This is a genomic window from Pseudoalteromonas shioyasakiensis (assembly GCF_022398475.1).
Taxonomy (GTDB): domain Bacteria; phylum Pseudomonadota; class Gammaproteobacteria; order Enterobacterales; family Alteromonadaceae; genus Pseudoalteromonas.
Window position 1 is genome coordinate 1 of sequence record NZ_JAKEVM010000007.1, and the last position, 16,617, is coordinate 16,617.

Sequence of the window (16,617 nt, forward strand, 5' to 3'; positions counted from 1 at the left end):
AATCCCACTTAATCCCACTTGGGCTAATCTTATGGCGTGAGGCCCGAAGGTCCCCCACTTTGGTCCGTAGACATCATGCGGTATTAGCAGTCGTTTCCAACTGTTGTCCCCCACCATAAGGCATATTCCCAAGCATTACTCACCCGTCCGCCGCTCGTCAGCAGAGTAGCAAGCTACTCTCTGTTACCGCTCGACTTGCATGTGTTAGGCCTGCCGCCAGCGTTCAATCTGAGCCATGATCAAACTCTTCAATTAAAAGCTTTTTGAAACCGAAGTTTCGTGCTCAATGAATTCTGTATAAATTGACTATATAGTCACTCATAAGAAATTGAGACTCTAAATTTGTTTGCGTCATCTAGCGAACTAGAATCTGCTGTTAGAACTCAATCTGTACGAGTGCCCACACAGATGATTGCTTTATATTGTTAAAGAACGTTGCGACGATGTCGCTAGGGATGCGTATAATACATCCTTAATTTTTCGAGTCAATACTTAATTTCAAACTTTCTTTCGATTATTTGAAACCGAAGTTTTACTTAACTCTCTGCTACGTTGTTCAGCGCCTTTCGTTGCTGCCCGCCGTGTCAGTGGGGTCGCATTATAGGGAGATGGATTTTTTACGCAAGCACTTTTTTCAATAAAATTTAAAAAAACGTACTGTTCGCTCAGCTTTTGAACTAAACGCCCTAAAACTGGGTGTTTTGCAGTCAATTTAGGCCTGTTTTGGTGTATTTATTTGCTTCGCTGTTACACTAGACTGAGCGCATTTTAAAATTAAAAGGTGAATTTATGACTATCCGTTCTTATAAAGGGATCACTCCGACATACGATAATAGTGTTTATATTGATGAGTCATCGGTTTTAGTGGGTGATATTACGCTTGGTAAAGATTCAAGTGTTTGGCCTCTTGTTGCTGCGCGAGGTGATGTTAACTATATACGTATTGGTGAACGTACGAACATTCAAGATGGCAGTGTTTTACATTTAACTCGTGCCTCTAAGTCAAACCCCGATGGCTACCCTCTTATTATTGGTGATGATGTCACTGTTGGTCATAAAGTTATGCTACACGGCTGCCAACTTGGTAATCGTATACTTGTTGGTATGGGCGCAATAGTAATGGATAACGCAATTGTTGAAGATGATGTGATCATTGGTGGTGGTTCACTGGTACCACCTAACAAGCGTTTAGAGTCTGGTTACCTCTATGTAGGAAGCCCTGTTAAACAGGCTCGCCCTTTAACAGAGCAAGAGCGCGCCTTTTTAAAAATCTCTGCTGATAATTATGTTCAGCTTAAAGATGAATACTTAGCTGAGGGCTAAAACACTTCGGTTAATTCAATTTGTCCTGCCGAGTTATACTGCTCATCTTCGATCAGTTGCTCGGCGAGTTCTTCGTAATCGAAACGATAAGATTCAAAGTAATTTACTGCACTGCTTTGATCTGCAAAATCATACTTGCTGGTATTAATAACACACTCCACCATCAAGCCACTTACTTGTGCGAAGAATACCAACTGCTTTTCTTCAGGCTTAAATTCGAGTCTGTCTATAAATTGAATAGCTTGATTCACGCAATTTCTCCTGCTTTAAGCGCGATAACAACGGGAATAATTTCTGGCATTTTATTGCGCCATACAAAATAAGCTTGTGCTGCTTGGCCAACTAGCATGCCACAACCATCGAGTGTTAAACATGTTGTGTTAATCGACTTAACCCAACTAATAAATGCGGTATCGTCATTAGCGTAAAACATATCGTAAGCGCACTGACACGTAGCAACATGGTCTTCAGCTATACCCGGCAGGTCTCCAGTTACACTACTTGAGGTTGAATTAATCACCACATCATAGTTGTTTGCTGGGATATCATTTAAAGCAAAGCCCTGTACATCTATTTCACCATTAAAATGACTCGCTAGCGCCTTTGCTTTTTCGGCGGTACGGTTGGCTATTGTTAAGCTTTCGATATGCTCATTCAATAATGGCTGAATGACACCTCGCGCTGCACCACCGGCGCCAATAAGAAGAACTCGCTGCCCTTTTAAGGTGACATTATTAGCTAAAAGATCTTTAACAAGTCCTACACCATCGGTGTTATCACCCAGTAGGCTGCCATCTTCAAGCTGTTTAATAGTATTTACGGCTCCGGCAATTTTCGCTTGCTCTGTTAGTTCATCGACCATAGCAAACGCTTGCTCTTTAAACGGCAAAGTGACATTAGCCCCTTTACCACCAGCAGCGAAAAACTCAGCGACAGTTTTTTCAAATGCATCTGTTGGTGCTAAAATGGCGCTGTATTGTATTTGCTCGTTTAATGATGCAGCAAATTGTGCGTGTATTGCGGGTGATTTCGAATGTTTTATTGGATTTCCAAAAACCGCGTATTTGTCCATAGTGAAGCAACCTCTTCGCCCTGTAGAGCTTTATTAATATTATGATTAAACGACTTTTTTCTAAATCGAAACCAACGCCTGAAACACCTACCCCAGAAAAAACACCTTACGAAATTATTGGCGGTGAAGCAGGAGCTCGAGCAATTGCAAATCGATTTTACGACATAATGGCCACAGATGAATACGCCAAACCATTATATGATATGCATCCGCAGCCTTTAGATAGAATTCGCCAAGTCTTCTTTGAGTTTTTATCTGGCTGGCTGGGCGGCCCTGACCTATTCGTTGAAAAATATGGTCACCCAATGCTAAGAAAGCGTCACATGCCTTTCCCTATTGATCAAGACCTACGTGACCAATGGATGCATTGTATGAATAAAACGCTTGATATCGAGATTGATAACCCACTACTTCGCGAAGGGTTAAGACAGTCGTTATCGCAACTCGCCAGCCATATGATCAATCAAAACTAACTAAGCTTTGCGCTATATCAATGTACGCTTTTTCTAAATAAAGATAATAAATTTTCCTTAATTTAGAAAAAGCGTCGTCGAATGAAGTCTATCCAATTTAAAATTTATGCTTTGTTAGCACTAACAGGCGTATTGGTATTATTTGCCAGTATATTTAGTAGTGCCCAGCAACAACATGAATTAGCAAGAGATACCGTTGAAAGTAACATAAAACTGCTTGCCGATAATTACTTTGATTCTATTAATACCATGATGCTGACAGGCACTATGGCTAATCGTGAAATTCTAAGTACTAAATTAAGAAGCCACCCTAATATTGAAGACGCTCATATCATACGTAGTCCAATCGTTAATAAAATTTATGGGCCTGGAAATGCCAACCAAGTTGTGACTAACGATGCTGAGCGAAAAGCACTAACAGGCACTGAAGCACTATTTATTGATAATCAAAAAAGTACGATGACTTATCTAAAGCCTATGTTTGCTCGCAGTGATTATAAAGGAACAAACTGCTTAGGCTGCCATCAAGCACAAGAAGGCGATGTGTTAGGTGTAGTAAAAATTAGTTATTCGTTGGCTGATATTGAGCAAGAAGTATCGCAAAACACCTTAATGAACACGCTACTATTAGCGGCTATTTTCATTTCGGCTTTCTCACTACTAGCAGTGATGTTTAGAAAAATTTTCATCAAACGCTTAAAAGTCATTAGCCATACCATGCACTTGGCAACCACCAATAAAGATTTAAGCCTCACGGTAGATGACAGTAATAATGACGAGCTTAGCTCTCTTGCCACCAGCTTTAATCACATGATTGGTGCGTTTAAAGATAATATTGCTCAAGTTTCTCATTCTTCTAAGGTATTGATCCACTCTGCCGAAAGCATTTATGCCTCAGCGGATGCAACCGAGCAAGCGATCTTAAAGCAAAAGCAAGGGACAGATTCGGTCGCTGCCGCCATCAATGAACTAGAAAGCTCATCAAGCGAAGTTAAAAACACCACCCATTTTGCATCTGAAAAGTCAGAGCACAGTAATCAACTTGCACAACAAAGCTTACATGTTGCTGAGCACACTGAGCAAAGTATTAATCAACTTGCGGCAGATGTTAGAGCAGCTGCCGAGCAAGTAAGTCAACTGCAAACCCAAACGTTAGATGTTGGTAAAGTACTCGAGGTGATCAGTAGCATTGCCGAACAAACAAACTTACTTGCACTTAATGCTGCGATTGAGGCGGCTCGTGCTGGTGAAGCTGGCCGAGGCTTTGCTGTGGTAGCCGATGAAGTACGTACTTTAGCGACCCGCACCCATGACTCAACCGACGAAATTCGCCGCACTATCGACAAGCTACAAAGTGAAGCGGCACAAACCGTTAATACGATGAATAATTCTTGCGAAGAAGCAGACGAAAGAGCTGTGCAAGTTAAGCAAGTAGCTAAAGCATTACGTGATATTTCTTCACAAATGAGTGAGATAAACCAACTTAACGTGCAAATTGCTGATGCCACTGAACAGCAAAACCTCGCGGCTGAAGAAATTAACCAAAGCGTTATCGCGATTAGTGACAATGCCGAGCACTCATTAGTCGACGCCCATGAAAACCAAAAAGTCAGTGAAGAGCTGTTGTCGTTAGCTCGTTCACTTGATGAGCAAGTAAGACGCTTTAAATTAAGCTAAATTGCGCGCTTTTCGTGCAACTGCTAGAGTTGTTATATGTATTTCATAGTAAATAAGGATGTTTAAATGAAATTTTTAACAACTCTTTTAGTCTGTATTGGGATTATTGCAGCGTTACTATTTACCTATCAACACAGCGTGAATGAATCTGCGGATCAAATAAGCACTGTTAATGAATATATACATCGTGATGATATTCAGCAGATTGCTCAATCTCTTCTCAGCCAAGATAAAACCTCACAAAGCGATAAGTATGAACAAAGTATTGTTGGTGGTTTTGATAAGCTTATTCAGCACCCTGAATATTTTGAGGTGAAACTTGATTTCTATGCCTGTGATATCAGTCAATGCTTAACACAGGTTAGCGCACCTATTGATACAACACCTGATAAGCTAAAAATATTAAAAGCAGAAGTGCTATTTAGTGTCTTGGCAGAGCTGCCTAGCAGTGACAGTGTTGCCACCCTCGTAGAGGGTGACAACGCAATGTTGGTTCGAGTGTTTTCAATACTTGATTAAAGCTGCCATTGACGTGCAACTAAATCAGATTCTTTGCTATTTAACCAATCTTGCGGGCGTAAATAGTACTGATACAACTTAGCCTCAGGGCTATCTGCAGCAGGTACATAGTTATATTCCCAACGAGCTAATGGTGGCATCGACATCAAAATTGATTCAGTACGTCCACCTGTTTGTAAGCCAAATAATGTGCCGCGGTCCCAAACAAGATTAAACTCAACATAACGACCACGACGATACAATTGAAAGTCGCGTTGCTGTTCGGTTGTTGGCGTGTCTTTACGGCGCTCAATTATAGGAAGGTAAGCATCTAAATAGCCATTTCCTACCGCCTGCATAAAGGCAAAGCTTTGTTCAAAGCCAAGCTCATTTAAATCATCAAAGAATAAGCCACCAACACCACGTGTTTCACTGCGGTGTTTTAGAAAAAAGTAATCATCACACCAGTTTTTATATTTATCGTAAACCTCTGCACCGAATGGCTGACATAAATCGCTAGCCACCTGATGCCAATGTTGTACATCTTCAAAAACAGGGTAATAAGGGGTTAAATCAAAACCACCACCAAACCACCAAATTGGCTCTTCGCCTTCTTTTTCGGCAATGAAAAAACGCACATTGGCATGGCTAGTTGGAATATGTGGATTATTAGGGTGGATCACTAATGACACACCACATGCATGAAAACTACGACCAGCGAGCTCTGGACGATGCGCTGTTGCTGATGCTGGCATTGAAGCACCAAATACATGCGAGTAGTTTACCCCACCCTGTTCGATGACATTACCACCTTGGATAACACGAGTACGGCCACCGCCGCCTTCTGCACGCTGCCAATTATCTTCAACAAATTTTGCTTTGCCGTCAGCATTTTCAAGGCCCTGACAAATTGTATCTTGTAAGGCCATTAAATAGGTTTTAACTTGTTCGAGTAGCTCGCTTTGCATGTTTATCCTCTAAATACTTTACCGGTCGCTGCGTCTTTGATCACACTTGGTTGGCTGTTGCCACCTAACGGCTCATCAACATAAAAATCTACCGTGTCTGAAAATTCGCTTTTCGCTTGTGCGATAGTCATTACCGTTTCTTGACCGGTTAAGTTTGCACTTGTTGACACCAACGGCTTACCAAATTGCTGACACAGGGCTTTTACCGTTGGATGATCAGTAACACGTACCGCAATAGTATCAAACTGGCCTGTTAGCCACTTTGGAGTTTCTTTTGCTGCTGGCATCACCCAAGTGATAGCACCTGGCCATTGTGAAAAGATATCAGCTCGTTTATCCATCGGGATTTTGGCATCATCTACATACTTTAATAACTGGCCATAATTGTCAGCAATTAAAATTAAGCCTTTTTCTACAGGGCGTTGTTTGATGGCTAAAAGCTTTTCAACCGCAGCTTGGTTATCAGGATCGCAACCAAGACCAAAAACAGCTTCGGTTGGGTAAACGATTACACCGCCTTGCTGCAAAGCGTCAATTGCATTGGCTGGTTGTGCAACAGGATCAGACAAAGAAACTCTCCTAAATAAACAAATTACAAGTGCATTAAGATTCGACTAACTTATGCATACACGACTTCTGCGGGCATTGTAACACAACACCTGAGGCAGTTTTCTTTTCGGTCATAATTGGCCACTGGCAGGCCGGGCACTCGGTCGGCACAGGTTTGTGGTTAAGGGTATATTTACAGCGCGGATAGCCATCACAAGAATAAAAGGTTTTGCCAAACTTATTACTACGCGCAACCAACTGGCCTTTTTTGCATTTAGGACAAGCAGGTAATTGAGGGGCATCGTCAGGCTCTTCATCATGAGCAATATAGTGGCACTCAGGATAGCCAGTACACCCAATAAACATACCGTAGCGGCCATTTTTAATTACTAATGGCTTACCACACTCTGGGCAGGCACTGTCTTCGAGTACTTTTATTTGTTGGCTATCGTGATGAGCTAATGGGCGGATAAAGTCACACTTTGGGTAACTGGCACAGCCTAAGAACGGCCCTGACTTTGAGTTGCGCATAACCAATTCAGAACCGCATTTAGGGCAAACCTCATACTCTTTTTCGAGTGCATGTTTATCTGCAGAAAAAAGAGAATGGTCGATTTTACTCATAAGATTCCTGTGGGGTTGGCTAATTTTCGCCTAATATACCCAAACTCAACAAAGATACAAGCAAAGTCTACTTAGTGTAATACATCAGCTGGCTCGTCAAATATTAAGTCTTCCATTTGTGCGTAAGCTTGCTCTGACCCCGGTACATTAAATAACACCATTAGCACCACCCACTTTAGGTCTTCCAAAGAAATAAATGGTTTATCTAGAGCACAAAGTCTATCTATAACCATTTCGCGGGTTACAGTGTTAATTACACCTATTTGCTCGATAAACATTAAAAAACCGCGACACTCAACACTTAACATTTGGCATTCACTATCAGTGTAAATACGCATAGCATGTTGTGGTTGGGCATTAAGGTACGGGTAGATATCGCTTTGTTGTAAGTCAGCAAGTTGCTCTAGCCAATCAAGGGCTTTGTAGATTTCAGGTTTATTGAAGCCAGCACGAACCAACTCATCGGTAAGTTCGTTCTCTTCAGTAAAGATTTCAGCTTCACTATGGATATAGTTTTCAAAAAGATACATGAGGATGTCAAACATGTTTATGTCCTCCAAGTCTTATATAACCATCTAGTACTCGTTCGATTTTATCTGCGAGCTCTAGGTCGAGTAACCGAGCTTGTACTTCGTCTACAGGTAATTGGCTGCGCTGTGTTATTTGATCAACACTTGTTACCTCATACCCTATACTTTTAAACACTGGGCAGTCGGGTTCATCTGCAATAGGCTGTTCTATACTATATAGACTGTTTTCACAGAAAAAGCTCACTTCATCAAGAATATCAGTAATATTTTCTGTCAATTTAGCGCCTTGCTTAATTAAAAAATGGCTTGCCTCTGAAAGTGGGCTTTTTATTGAACCTGGCACGGCAAACACCTCTTTATTTTGCTCAAGTGCATAGCGTACGGTAACCAATGAGCCACTTTTAATTTGCGCTTCGACAATCAATACACCTAATGACAATCCAGAGATAATACGGTTTCGGCGCGGGAAATTAGCGGCATTAGCAGCCGTTCCCGGTAAGAACTCAGAAACCAACAAGCCCCGCTCAGCAACCTGTTTAATGAGTAAGCGATGACGTTTTGGATAAGCTATATCGATACCCGTACCAAGTACGGCAATGGTGTTTCCTGACCCTGCTAATGCGCCTTTATGGGCTGCACCATCAATACCCATAGCCATGCCTGATGTCACCGTCATGCCAACAGCAGAAAGTTGATGGGCAAACTCAGCAGCTACTTCAAGCCCTGTCGGTGTGGCATTACGACTACCGACAATTGCTATTTGCGGTGACAGTAATAGTTCTGTGTTACCTAAACAAAATAATAAGATAGGTGCATTGGCTATTTGCTTGAGTAAGGGCGGATAGCTGCTATCAAAGTAGCTTATGACTTTGATTTTAAGTCTTGCTATTAACTCTTGGTAGTGGGCTACTAACTGCCAGTCAGTATTCACTAAGTTATCGGCTTGGCTTTGTGATAAGCCCAGCTGCTGAAGCTCTAAACTAGATAGCTTAAATAGCTCATCCAGTTGCTGTTTTTGACTTAATGCAATAAGGCTTTTTATTCCAAGCCCTTTACATAAATAAAAGGCAAGCCAATGGGATAGCTTGCCTGAAACCTGTGCCATGCTCCCTCCTTAGAGCGCCCAAATTGTGAGTTAGTTTATAACTGCATAATCTCCAACTCGGATCGGGTGCTGATTCTTCACAATCAATGCGTAGCTAACGTTGTCATATACCTTAAACACCATTAACTCACCGACTTTTTCCTTTGGCATGTGCCATACATTGCTGTCTTCATCGCTTTCAATTCCTAACACATCATTTGCATCAGTCATGAATTTCTCAAGACTGTTAGAATCTTCGCGGTAACGCGGACCATTGCGGCCGTCATACACTTCAGGTGATTGACGCTGAATATCAAGTACAAAACCTGGTTTCACTTGGTCGGAACCTAAGTTTAGTACAACAATGTCCATGGTACTAAATTCACGCATTTCATTAGCTGCGGCGATAATAGTGCCATCTAAAGTAGCTTCAGGGCGTTTCATAGTGAAATAGGCTGGCAACATTTGCCCTTCCATCGCCGGCATTAAAAAGTCATGCGGCTTAATTTCTTGTTTTACCAGTTCAACTTTAACTGAGGCAGGTACGCCGTTTTCTACGTCACCGCTTCTAAATGCGCGAACAATCGCCACTAATTCCGCTTTATTCGCTAGTACTTCATTGGTATTTGGATCAACAAGATCATTGCCTTTACGGTATACGCCATAAGCTTCGTTAAGTGTTAAGTCACCTTTAACGTAAAGCGTATGGCCCATAGTATTCATTTTGGTATTAACACTGGCACCCAAAATATATGGTTTTTGTGCAATAACATCGGCGCTAATCGCTTGCTCATAACTCAAATATGGGCGCAGCAACTCCAAAGGCAACGTCGGCACTGCTTGCTTGCCTTTTGGTGTAATTCGCCCTTCTGGCGAGAGTTTTTTATAACGCGCATTTTTAACTAAACGAGGATTTCCGTCTTTATCGTAAATTAAAGTGAGCGCATCACCCGGGTATATTAAATGCGGATTCGCAATTTGCGGGTTCATTTGCCATAAATCAGGCCATTGCCAAGGTTCATCAAGATACACGCCCGAGATATCCCAAAGCGTATCGCCTTTTTTGACAACATATTGTTTTGGTGCATCTTTTTTAATTGTTAAAACATCAGCAGCTACCGGAAAAGCACAGCTAATGGCTAACAAAGCCGCAACTAGTGGGTATCTCATTTGGCTTCCTTGAGTTGTTTTTAGATTATTATCGACCAAAACCTGTTAAAGGTGAACACGAATGGCTAAAATAAGAGCATACAATACCCTAAATGAATCACAAGTGTAAAAGGTAACTATGGCTAGGTTAGAAGTTTTGAGATTTCCGGATGAGCGTTTACGTACAATCGCGAAAGAAGTACCAGAAGTAAACGATGAAGTTCGTCAAATCGTCAAAGACATGCTTGAAACTATGTATGACGAAAACGGTATCGGCTTAGCAGCGACGCAAGTAGATATCCACCAGCGAATTGTGGTGATCGACGTATCTGAAGAGCGCGACCAACCGTTAGTGTTAATCAACCCAGAAATCACCAAAAAAGATGGTTCAACTGTGAGTGAAGAAGGCTGTTTATCTGTTCCTTACTCATACGCAAAAGTTGACCGCGCAGAAACAGTTACTGTTAAAGCGCTTAATGAAAACGGTGAAGAATTCAGCCTTGACGCTGACGAGCTATTAGCAATTTGTATTCAGCATGAGCTTGATCACCTTAAAGGCACCCTATTTATTGATTATCTATCGCCTTTAAAGCGCCAACGTATCCGTAAAAAGCTTGAGAAAGAAGCTAAGCTGGCTGCTAAATCATAAGTTAATCAATAGGAATATCTGTGACACAACCATTACGCATTATTTTTGCTGGTACGCCGGATTTCGCTGCGCGCCATTTACAAGCACTGATTGACTCAGAGCACGACGTTGTTGGTGTATATAGCCAACCTGATCGCCCAGCGGGCCGAGGTAAAAAGCTAAAAGCCAGTGAAGTTAAAGAACTGGCACTTGCTCATGATTTACCTGTATTTCAACCGCAATCACTAAAATCAGATGAAGCGCTTGCAGAGCTTACCAGCCTGAACGCCGATATTATGATTGTGGTGGCGTACGGCTTACTGTTACCAAAAGCGATTTTAGAAGCACCGCGCTTAGGCTGCTTAAACGTGCATGGCTCTATTTTACCGCGCTGGCGTGGTGCTGCACCGATCCAACGTGCTATTTGGGCTGGTGACAATGAAACCGGTGTAACAATAATGCAAATGGATGAAGGCTTAGATACCGGCGATATGCTGCATATCAGCCGTTGCCCGATTGATAGCACAGAAACCAGTAGCTCTTTATACGATAAATTAGCTGCACTTGGTCCTGATGCACTGATCAGTACAATCAATCGTCTTGCTGCAGGTGAAATCACCCCAGAAAAGCAAGATGACGCACAAGCAAATTACGCCAAGAAGCTATCAAAAGACGAAGCCAATATTGATTGGTCAATGGATGCTGCGCAAATTGAGCGTAATATCCGTGCCTTTAATCCATGGCCTGTTTGCTTTACTGAAATGGCAGGACAAACGGTAAAAATTTGGCAAGCCGAAGTTGTATCGCAAACTGCACAAGCCGGTAAAATCATTGCTGCTGATAAGCAAGGTATTACCGTTGGCTGTGGGCAAGATGCACTTAAAATCACCCTTCTTCAACCACAAGGTAAAAAACCAATGGCTGTTACTGACTTTTTAAATGGTCGCAGTGATTGGGTTGAACCTGGCTCAGTATTAGGTCAAAGCAATGAGTAATGTAAGAGCACTTGCTGCTGAAACCCTCTATAACGTGGTCGATAAAGGTGCATCGCTAAATCAAGAACTACCTTTTGCAAGCCAAGGATTATCGCCGAAAGATAAAGCCCTACTACAACAAATTTGCTACGGTGTGCTGCGCTATTTACCTAGCCTAGAAAATTATTGTCAGCAACTTTTAGATCAACCACTAAAAGGTAAGCGCCGTATTTTTCAGTTCTTGTTGTATGTGGGTATTTACCAACTTCAACACATGCGTGTACCGCCTCATGCAGCAATCAGCGAAACGGTTAATGCGCTTCAGCAAATGCGCGCACTGGGTTTAAAAGGCCTGATTAACGCTATTTTACGCAGTTTCCAACGTGAACAAGTTGAGCTTGAAGAAAAAGCAAAGCAAATTCCTGTTTGCAAATTTAACCACCCAGGTTGGTTTATCAAACAAGTTACTGCAGCTTACCCTGATAACTGGCAAGAAATTCTTGAAGCGAATCAGCTACAAGCACCTATGTGGTTACGTGTAAACCAAGCGCAATACAGCACCCAAGAATACAGCGAAATGCTTAAAGCAAATGATATTGAGCATACCCTTAATGCTGATTTTCCTGATGGTATTAAACTAGCTAAACCATGTGATGTATACGCATTACCAGAATTTGATACCGGAGCCTGCTCAGTTCAAGATGCAGCGGCACAATTAGCTGCACGCTTTTTAGATCCTCAAAATGATGATGTCATTTTAGATGCGTGTGCAGCGCCAGGTGGTAAAACGTGCCATATCCTAGAGCTTGCTGACGCCGACGTATTAGCACTTGATAGCGACAGCGAGCGCCTAGAACGCGTTAAACAAAACTTAGTGCGTATTGGTTTAGCTGCCGATTTACAATGTGCCGATGCTTCACAACCGCATATCTGGTGGGATGAGCAGCAATTTGACCGTATTTTGCTTGATGTGCCTTGTTCAGCAACAGGCGTAATCCGCCGTCACCCTGACATTAAATGGTTACGTCGTGCATCTGATATTGAAGATCTGGCTAATTTACAAGGCGATATCCTAAATAGCATCTGGCCTCTACTTAAGCCTGGTGGTACGTTAGTTTATGCGACCTGCTCTGTATTACCGCAAGAGAACCAACAACAAGTTGCCAAGTTCCTTGCCAATAATCCAAGTGCTGAACACATACCTTTGCATGAAAACGACACCCCTACTTTACCTGGCCTGCAATTATTGCCTGGTGAAAGTGACGGTTTCTATTATGCAAAGCTAGTTAAAAAACACTAATAAGAACAAGCTATGAAAATAATCATACTCGGTGCCGGACAAGTTGGTGGCACACTGGCAGAAAACCTCGTTGGTGAGCAAAATGAGATCACCGTTGTCGATATCGACGGTAACCGTTTGCGAGAGCTACAAGATAAGTACGACTTACAAGGTGTTACTGGCCACAGTGCGCATCCCGATGTATTGCGTCGCGCAGGCGCAGAAGACGCCGATATGATTATTGCCGTGACCAGTTCAGATGAAGTGAACATGGTTGCTTGCCAAGTTGCTTATAGTATTTTTAACACACCAACCAAAATTGCCCGTATTCGCTCAGAGCAATACTTAAAGTACCGTGAAAAGCTATTTCATAACGACGACTTACCTGTTGACCACTACATTGCTCCTGAAGCGCTGGTAACTAAGTATATTCGTCGCTTAATCGACTATCCGGGTGCTTTGCAGGTATTACAATTTGCCGATGGCATGTTATCGCTGGTTGCGGTGAAAGCCTATTACGGTGGTTTGCTGGTGGGTTATGCACTTTCAGCCTTGAAAGAGCACATCCCGAATGTCGAAACCCGTGTCGCGGCTATTTATCGTCAAGGTAAAGCGATTAAACCGCTTGGCACAACGGTTATCGAAGCGGACGATGAAGTGTTCTTTATCGCTGCAACAAAGCATATTCGAGCAGTCATGAATGAGCTTCAAAAGCTCGAACGTTCTTACAAAAAGATCATGATTGCTGGTGGTGGTAATATCGGTGCGGGCCTTGCGCGTTCACTTGAGAAAAACCACAGCGTGAAGCTGCTTGAGCGCAATAAAGAGCGCGCAGCACAGCTCTCAGAAATGCTTGATAACACCGTGGTATTTTGTGGCGATGCCTCTGATCAAGAGCTGCTATCTGAAGAACATATTGAACAAGTGGATGTATTCATCGCAGTGACTAACGACGATGAAGCAAACATTATGTCTGCGATGCTGGCAAAGCGTATGGGCGCACAAAAAACCATGGTGCTTATTCAGCGTGGCGCTTATGTTGACCTAGTACAAGGCGGTGAGATTGATATTGCTATTTCGCCTCAGCAAGCCACTATTTCAGCGCTGTTAACACACGTACGTCGTGGTGACATCGTTAATGTTTATTCGTTACGTAAGGGTGCAGCAGAAGCCATTGAGGCTGTCGCTCACGGTGATGAGCATACTTCTAAAGTTGTTGGCCGCGCAATTGCTGATATTAAGCTACCAGCAGGAACAACCATTGGTGCAATTGTGCGTAACGATGATGTATTGATTGCCCATGACGATACAGTTATTCAGTCGGGTGACCATGTAATCATGTTCTTGATTGATAAAAAGCACATTACGGTTGTTGAAAAGCTGTTCCAAGTAAGCGCTATCTTCTTGTAAAAAGTTTATAAACGAAAAAAGCAGCCATGACAGCTGCTTTACGACTCTTGAAGTGAAAGTACCTAACTTTTCTAAAAGATTCTATTGAATTTGAGCGAACTCTTCTTTTGAAAGTTCGCCATTACCATCGCTATCTAGCTCTGGAAATAGCTTTTCAAGCTGCATATTTGCAGACGCTTCTTCTTTGCTGATCACACCATCACCGTCGGTATCGAATGTTGAAAAGCTTACGCCTTGTGCAAAGGCTGCTGATGATGTTGCTAGTGCTAAAATTGCGATTGTTGTGCTTAACTGTTTCATAATAACTACCTTGAATTTGAAAAGAGTGAAATCCGTTTCTGAGATCCCTGTTTAGTGGAAATTGGTATAACTACGTATTAATTCAGTTATTCGGCTTCAGAGAACTCTGCTTCAGTAAGAACGCCGTCGCCATTCACGTCTAATGTTTTAAACTGCGACATAATTTTTGCGTCAACGGCTGCTTCACTTTTGCTAACCACGCCGTTACCGTCTACGTCTAGAGTGTCAAAATCAGTTGCTGCAAAAGCTGCTGAAGAAGATGCAAGTGCGATTAAAGCTAATGTTTTGTTTACTGTTTTCATAATCATATTCCTTCAATTTTAAGAGTGTTAGCTGATCACACTTCCAGTGTTGTCCTTTGTCATGGATTCCCTTATCCATTTAGGCTGTCTTTGGCAGCTCAGAACTAATCAGCTAAATAAACTGGTTTTGCTTAATCACATTAAGCTTTTGAAAATTCTTGTTTCGATAACTCACCGTTACCGTCAGTGTCTAATTCACTGAATTTGCTCATTAGCTCTGCATCTACCGATGCTTCGCTTTGGCTGATAACACCATTGCCATCAACATCTAGAGTATCGAAATCACTCATCGCAAATGCTGCTGATGAAGATACAAGTGCCATAAGTGCTAGTGTTTTATTTACTGTGTTCATAATGTCATTCCTTCAAAATGTGTTGTCTTGAGTTAGAAGTCCTTTTCAGTGTGTCCTTACAATGAAATTAAGCTTTTGAGTACTCTTGTTTAGACAGCTCACCGTTGCCGTCTGTATCAAGCTCTTTAAATTGGCTCATTAACGTTTCGCTTACTGATGCTTCGCTTTTGCTGATAGCGCCATCGCCATTAACATCCAGTGTGTCAAAGTCAGCGGCAAACGCTGCTGATGAAGTTGCAAGAGCTACAAGTGCTAAAGTTTTGTGTAACGTTTTCATAATCACTATTCCTTCAATGTTGTCTCAACTGTGATAAAGGATATGTTCCTGAATCAGTTTTTCTCTGTGTTCGCTAAGACTATTTCAACTTCGATGCCAAAGTTAAAAAGAACAATAAAATCAATGCATTAAACTATAACATCGATAATTAGGGGGAAATAACGCTATTTGTTTGTTGCTGTTTTGCAACAAGCTCGGTGGTTGGTTTTTTGTCACCTTTAAAATCAATAAGTTACAAAGATTAAAATGGAGACAATAGCGATTAACTCGGATTAGAAAACAGAAAAATTAGAAATTTGAAAATAAACTCTATCTGAACAACAAAACTTGAAGAAAAAAATCGAAATTAATTTAATTGATAACATATTGATTTAATTGGTTATTTAAATTTATTTATAAATTAATTTTAATATTTATAGGGCTAAATCGGTGAAAATAGCCATTTTGTTGCAAAATGGCGAATTGGTATTAGATATCCAACACAGAAAGGTCAATTAAGTGCTCTTTCATAAACGCTTTCATTTCATCTTCACTCGTATCAAGCTGTACACCGAACATAAAACCGCCTGCTCTTTTGCGCACGCTACATACTGTGCCATTAAACTCACGTTTACTAAGTGTGATTTGGCAGCTTTGCCCTTTAAAAGCGCTTAAGTCCTCCTTGCTATTAAGATCAAACTGCACGCCTGTGAGTGAAATATCTTTGATAAGCCCTGCCAGTTTTTGCTCTGCAATGATTAAGTTTGCAGGGAATAACGTAGGTATACGCGCTTCACTACGTAAGCTATAAAGCTGCACTTGCTTAGGAAACTCGAGAAAAATTAAACGGTGAGGATGCGATGCCAAGGCGCTTATTTGCTGACGAAAAGCAATTACTTGCCCACCACCCGCTTCAAGTACCGCGCGTATAACGACCATCACCCCATCTTTGATGAAATCACTACCATTTGCTAAACGCTTTGCTGATGGGTAATTGATAATGATGTACTGATCATTCATCAAACCAATAAATTCTGTTTTTACGCGTTTACTGTCGGTTGGTGTAGTAATTTCAACATCTACCAAACTACCCGCAGGGATACAGGTTAGCTTTTCAAGATTACGTTGTTTTTGAGTTTTTGGCACAGTAATGCCTCCACTTCTAGAT

At 41.8% G+C, this 16,617-nt stretch carries 21 protein-coding genes and 1 rRNA gene; 8 read left to right on the plus strand and 14 right to left on the minus strand.

What is annotated here, in order from left to right:
- Positions 1–255, minus strand: a 16S ribosomal RNA gene (locus tag L1D51_RS02695); the annotation flags it as partial.
- A gap of 534 nt (positions 256–789) precedes the next feature.
- On the opposite strand from L1D51_RS02695, the gene L1D51_RS02700 reads away from it, so the two are divergent.
- Positions 790–1,323, plus strand: coding sequence for a gamma carbonic anhydrase family protein (locus tag L1D51_RS02700; RefSeq protein WP_054563788.1), 534 nt, complete (start codon positions 790–792; stop codon positions 1,321–1,323).
- Here the strand turns inward: L1D51_RS02700 and L1D51_RS02705 are convergent.
- Positions 1,320–1,574 carry a DUF1488 family protein gene (locus tag L1D51_RS02705; protein WP_055022178.1) on the minus strand — a complete coding sequence of 85 codons (255 nt, stop codon included), beginning with the start codon at positions 1,572–1,574 and terminating at the stop codon, positions 1,320–1,322. The genes L1D51_RS02700 and L1D51_RS02705 overlap by 4 nt on opposite strands.
- A complete protein-coding gene (aroE, locus tag L1D51_RS02710) occupies positions 1,571–2,395 on the minus strand; it encodes a shikimate dehydrogenase (protein WP_055022179.1) in 825 nt (274 codons plus the stop codon). The genes L1D51_RS02705 and aroE overlap by 4 nt, the downstream gene beginning before the upstream one ends.
- Positions 2,396–2,436: 41 nt before the next feature.
- Here aroE and L1D51_RS02715 point away from each other — a divergent pair, with 41 nt between their 5' ends.
- From L1D51_RS02715 to L1D51_RS02725, 3 genes are all read left to right on the plus strand, one after another.
- Positions 2,437–2,868 (plus strand): group II truncated hemoglobin, encoded by a 432-nt coding sequence (locus L1D51_RS02715; RefSeq protein ID WP_054554758.1) that lies wholly within the window; start codon positions 2,437–2,439, stop codon positions 2,866–2,868.
- 81 nt (positions 2,869–2,949) lie between these two features.
- Positions 2,950–4,545, plus strand: coding sequence for a methyl-accepting chemotaxis protein (locus tag L1D51_RS02720; protein ID WP_239962544.1), 1,596 nt, complete (start codon positions 2,950–2,952; stop codon positions 4,543–4,545).
- A 66-nt stretch (positions 4,546–4,611) separates the two neighbouring features.
- Entirely contained in the window at positions 4,612–5,064 is a 453-nt protein-coding gene (locus L1D51_RS02725; protein WP_239962546.1) for a hypothetical protein, read from the plus strand.
- On the opposite strand, the gene hemF is transcribed toward L1D51_RS02725, so the two are convergent.
- The 6 genes from hemF to L1D51_RS02755 all read right to left on the minus strand — a co-directional run bounded on the left by hemF (position 5,061) and on the right by L1D51_RS02755 (position 9,968).
- Complete coding sequence (gene hemF, locus L1D51_RS02730) at positions 5,061–6,011, minus strand: oxygen-dependent coproporphyrinogen oxidase (RefSeq protein ID WP_239962548.1); 951 nt, start codon at positions 6,009–6,011, stop codon at positions 5,061–5,063. The genes L1D51_RS02725 and hemF overlap by 4 nt on opposite strands.
- Before the next feature lie 2 nt (positions 6,012–6,013).
- On the minus strand, positions 6,014–6,580 hold the full coding sequence (gene tsaC / locus L1D51_RS02735) for an L-threonylcarbamoyladenylate synthase type 1 TsaC (protein WP_055022182.1): 567 nt from the start codon (positions 6,578–6,580) through the stop codon (positions 6,014–6,016).
- Positions 6,581–6,614: 34 nt separating this feature from the next.
- A complete protein-coding gene (locus L1D51_RS02740) occupies positions 6,615–7,184 on the minus strand; it encodes a DNA topoisomerase family protein (protein WP_054563781.1) in 570 nt (189 codons plus the stop codon).
- 71 nt (positions 7,185–7,255) lie between these two features.
- Positions 7,256–7,729, minus strand: a complete 474-nt coding sequence (locus L1D51_RS02745) for a DUF494 family protein (RefSeq protein ID WP_054563780.1) — start codon at positions 7,727–7,729, stop codon at positions 7,256–7,258.
- Positions 7,722–8,819, minus strand: a complete 1,098-nt coding sequence (gene dprA, locus L1D51_RS02750; RefSeq protein ID WP_054563779.1) for a DNA-processing protein DprA — start codon at positions 8,817–8,819, stop codon at positions 7,722–7,724. Before dprA ends, L1D51_RS02745 begins: the two co-directional genes overlap by 8 nt.
- Before the next feature lie 30 nt (positions 8,820–8,849).
- A complete protein-coding gene (locus L1D51_RS02755; RefSeq protein ID WP_054563778.1) occupies positions 8,850–9,968 on the minus strand; it encodes a LysM peptidoglycan-binding domain-containing protein in 1,119 nt (372 codons plus the stop codon).
- Positions 9,969–10,086: 118 nt separating this feature from the next.
- Between L1D51_RS02755 and def the strand changes: the two genes are divergently transcribed.
- The 4 genes from def to trkA are packed head-to-tail and all read left to right on the plus strand — an operon-like array spanning position 10,087 to position 14,238.
- Positions 10,087–10,596, plus strand: a complete 510-nt coding sequence (def, locus tag L1D51_RS02760; RefSeq protein ID WP_054554770.1) for a peptide deformylase — start codon at positions 10,087–10,089, stop codon at positions 10,594–10,596.
- A gap of 20 nt (positions 10,597–10,616) precedes the next feature.
- Positions 10,617–11,570, plus strand: a complete 954-nt coding sequence (gene fmt, locus L1D51_RS02765; protein WP_054563777.1) for a methionyl-tRNA formyltransferase — start codon at positions 10,617–10,619, stop codon at positions 11,568–11,570.
- Entirely contained in the window at positions 11,563–12,849 is a 1,287-nt protein-coding gene (rsmB, locus tag L1D51_RS02770; RefSeq protein ID WP_054563776.1) for a 16S rRNA (cytosine(967)-C(5))-methyltransferase RsmB, read from the plus strand. Before fmt ends, rsmB begins: the two co-directional genes overlap by 8 nt.
- A gap of 12 nt (positions 12,850–12,861) precedes the next feature.
- The gene (gene trkA / locus L1D51_RS02775; protein WP_054563775.1) at positions 12,862–14,238 is read left to right on the plus strand and encodes a Trk system potassium transporter TrkA; all 1,377 of its coding nucleotides are present in this window, start codon (positions 12,862–12,864) and stop codon (positions 14,236–14,238) included.
- Positions 14,239–14,319: 81 nt separating this feature from the next.
- Here trkA and L1D51_RS02780 read toward each other — a convergent pair whose 3' ends face one another.
- From L1D51_RS02780 to L1D51_RS02800, 5 genes are all read right to left on the minus strand, one after another.
- Positions 14,320–14,538, minus strand: coding sequence for an EF-hand domain-containing protein (locus L1D51_RS02780; RefSeq protein WP_054563774.1), 219 nt, complete (start codon positions 14,536–14,538; stop codon positions 14,320–14,322).
- Positions 14,539–14,624: 86 nt separating this feature from the next.
- Positions 14,625–14,840, minus strand: coding sequence for an EF-hand domain-containing protein (locus L1D51_RS02785; RefSeq protein WP_055022185.1), 216 nt, complete (start codon positions 14,838–14,840; stop codon positions 14,625–14,627).
- Positions 14,841–14,980: 140 nt separating this feature from the next.
- On the minus strand, positions 14,981–15,193 hold the full coding sequence (locus L1D51_RS02790) for an EF-hand domain-containing protein (protein ID WP_054554776.1): 213 nt from the start codon (positions 15,191–15,193) through the stop codon (positions 14,981–14,983).
- Between the two features lie 67 nt (positions 15,194–15,260).
- Positions 15,261–15,470, minus strand: a complete 210-nt coding sequence (locus L1D51_RS02795) for an EF-hand domain-containing protein (RefSeq protein WP_054563772.1) — start codon at positions 15,468–15,470, stop codon at positions 15,261–15,263.
- Between the two features lie 468 nt (positions 15,471–15,938).
- On the minus strand, positions 15,939–16,595 hold the full coding sequence (locus L1D51_RS02800; RefSeq protein WP_054563771.1) for a flagellar brake domain-containing protein: 657 nt from the start codon (positions 16,593–16,595) through the stop codon (positions 15,939–15,941).
- Between the last annotated feature and the right edge of the window lie 22 nt (positions 16,596–16,617).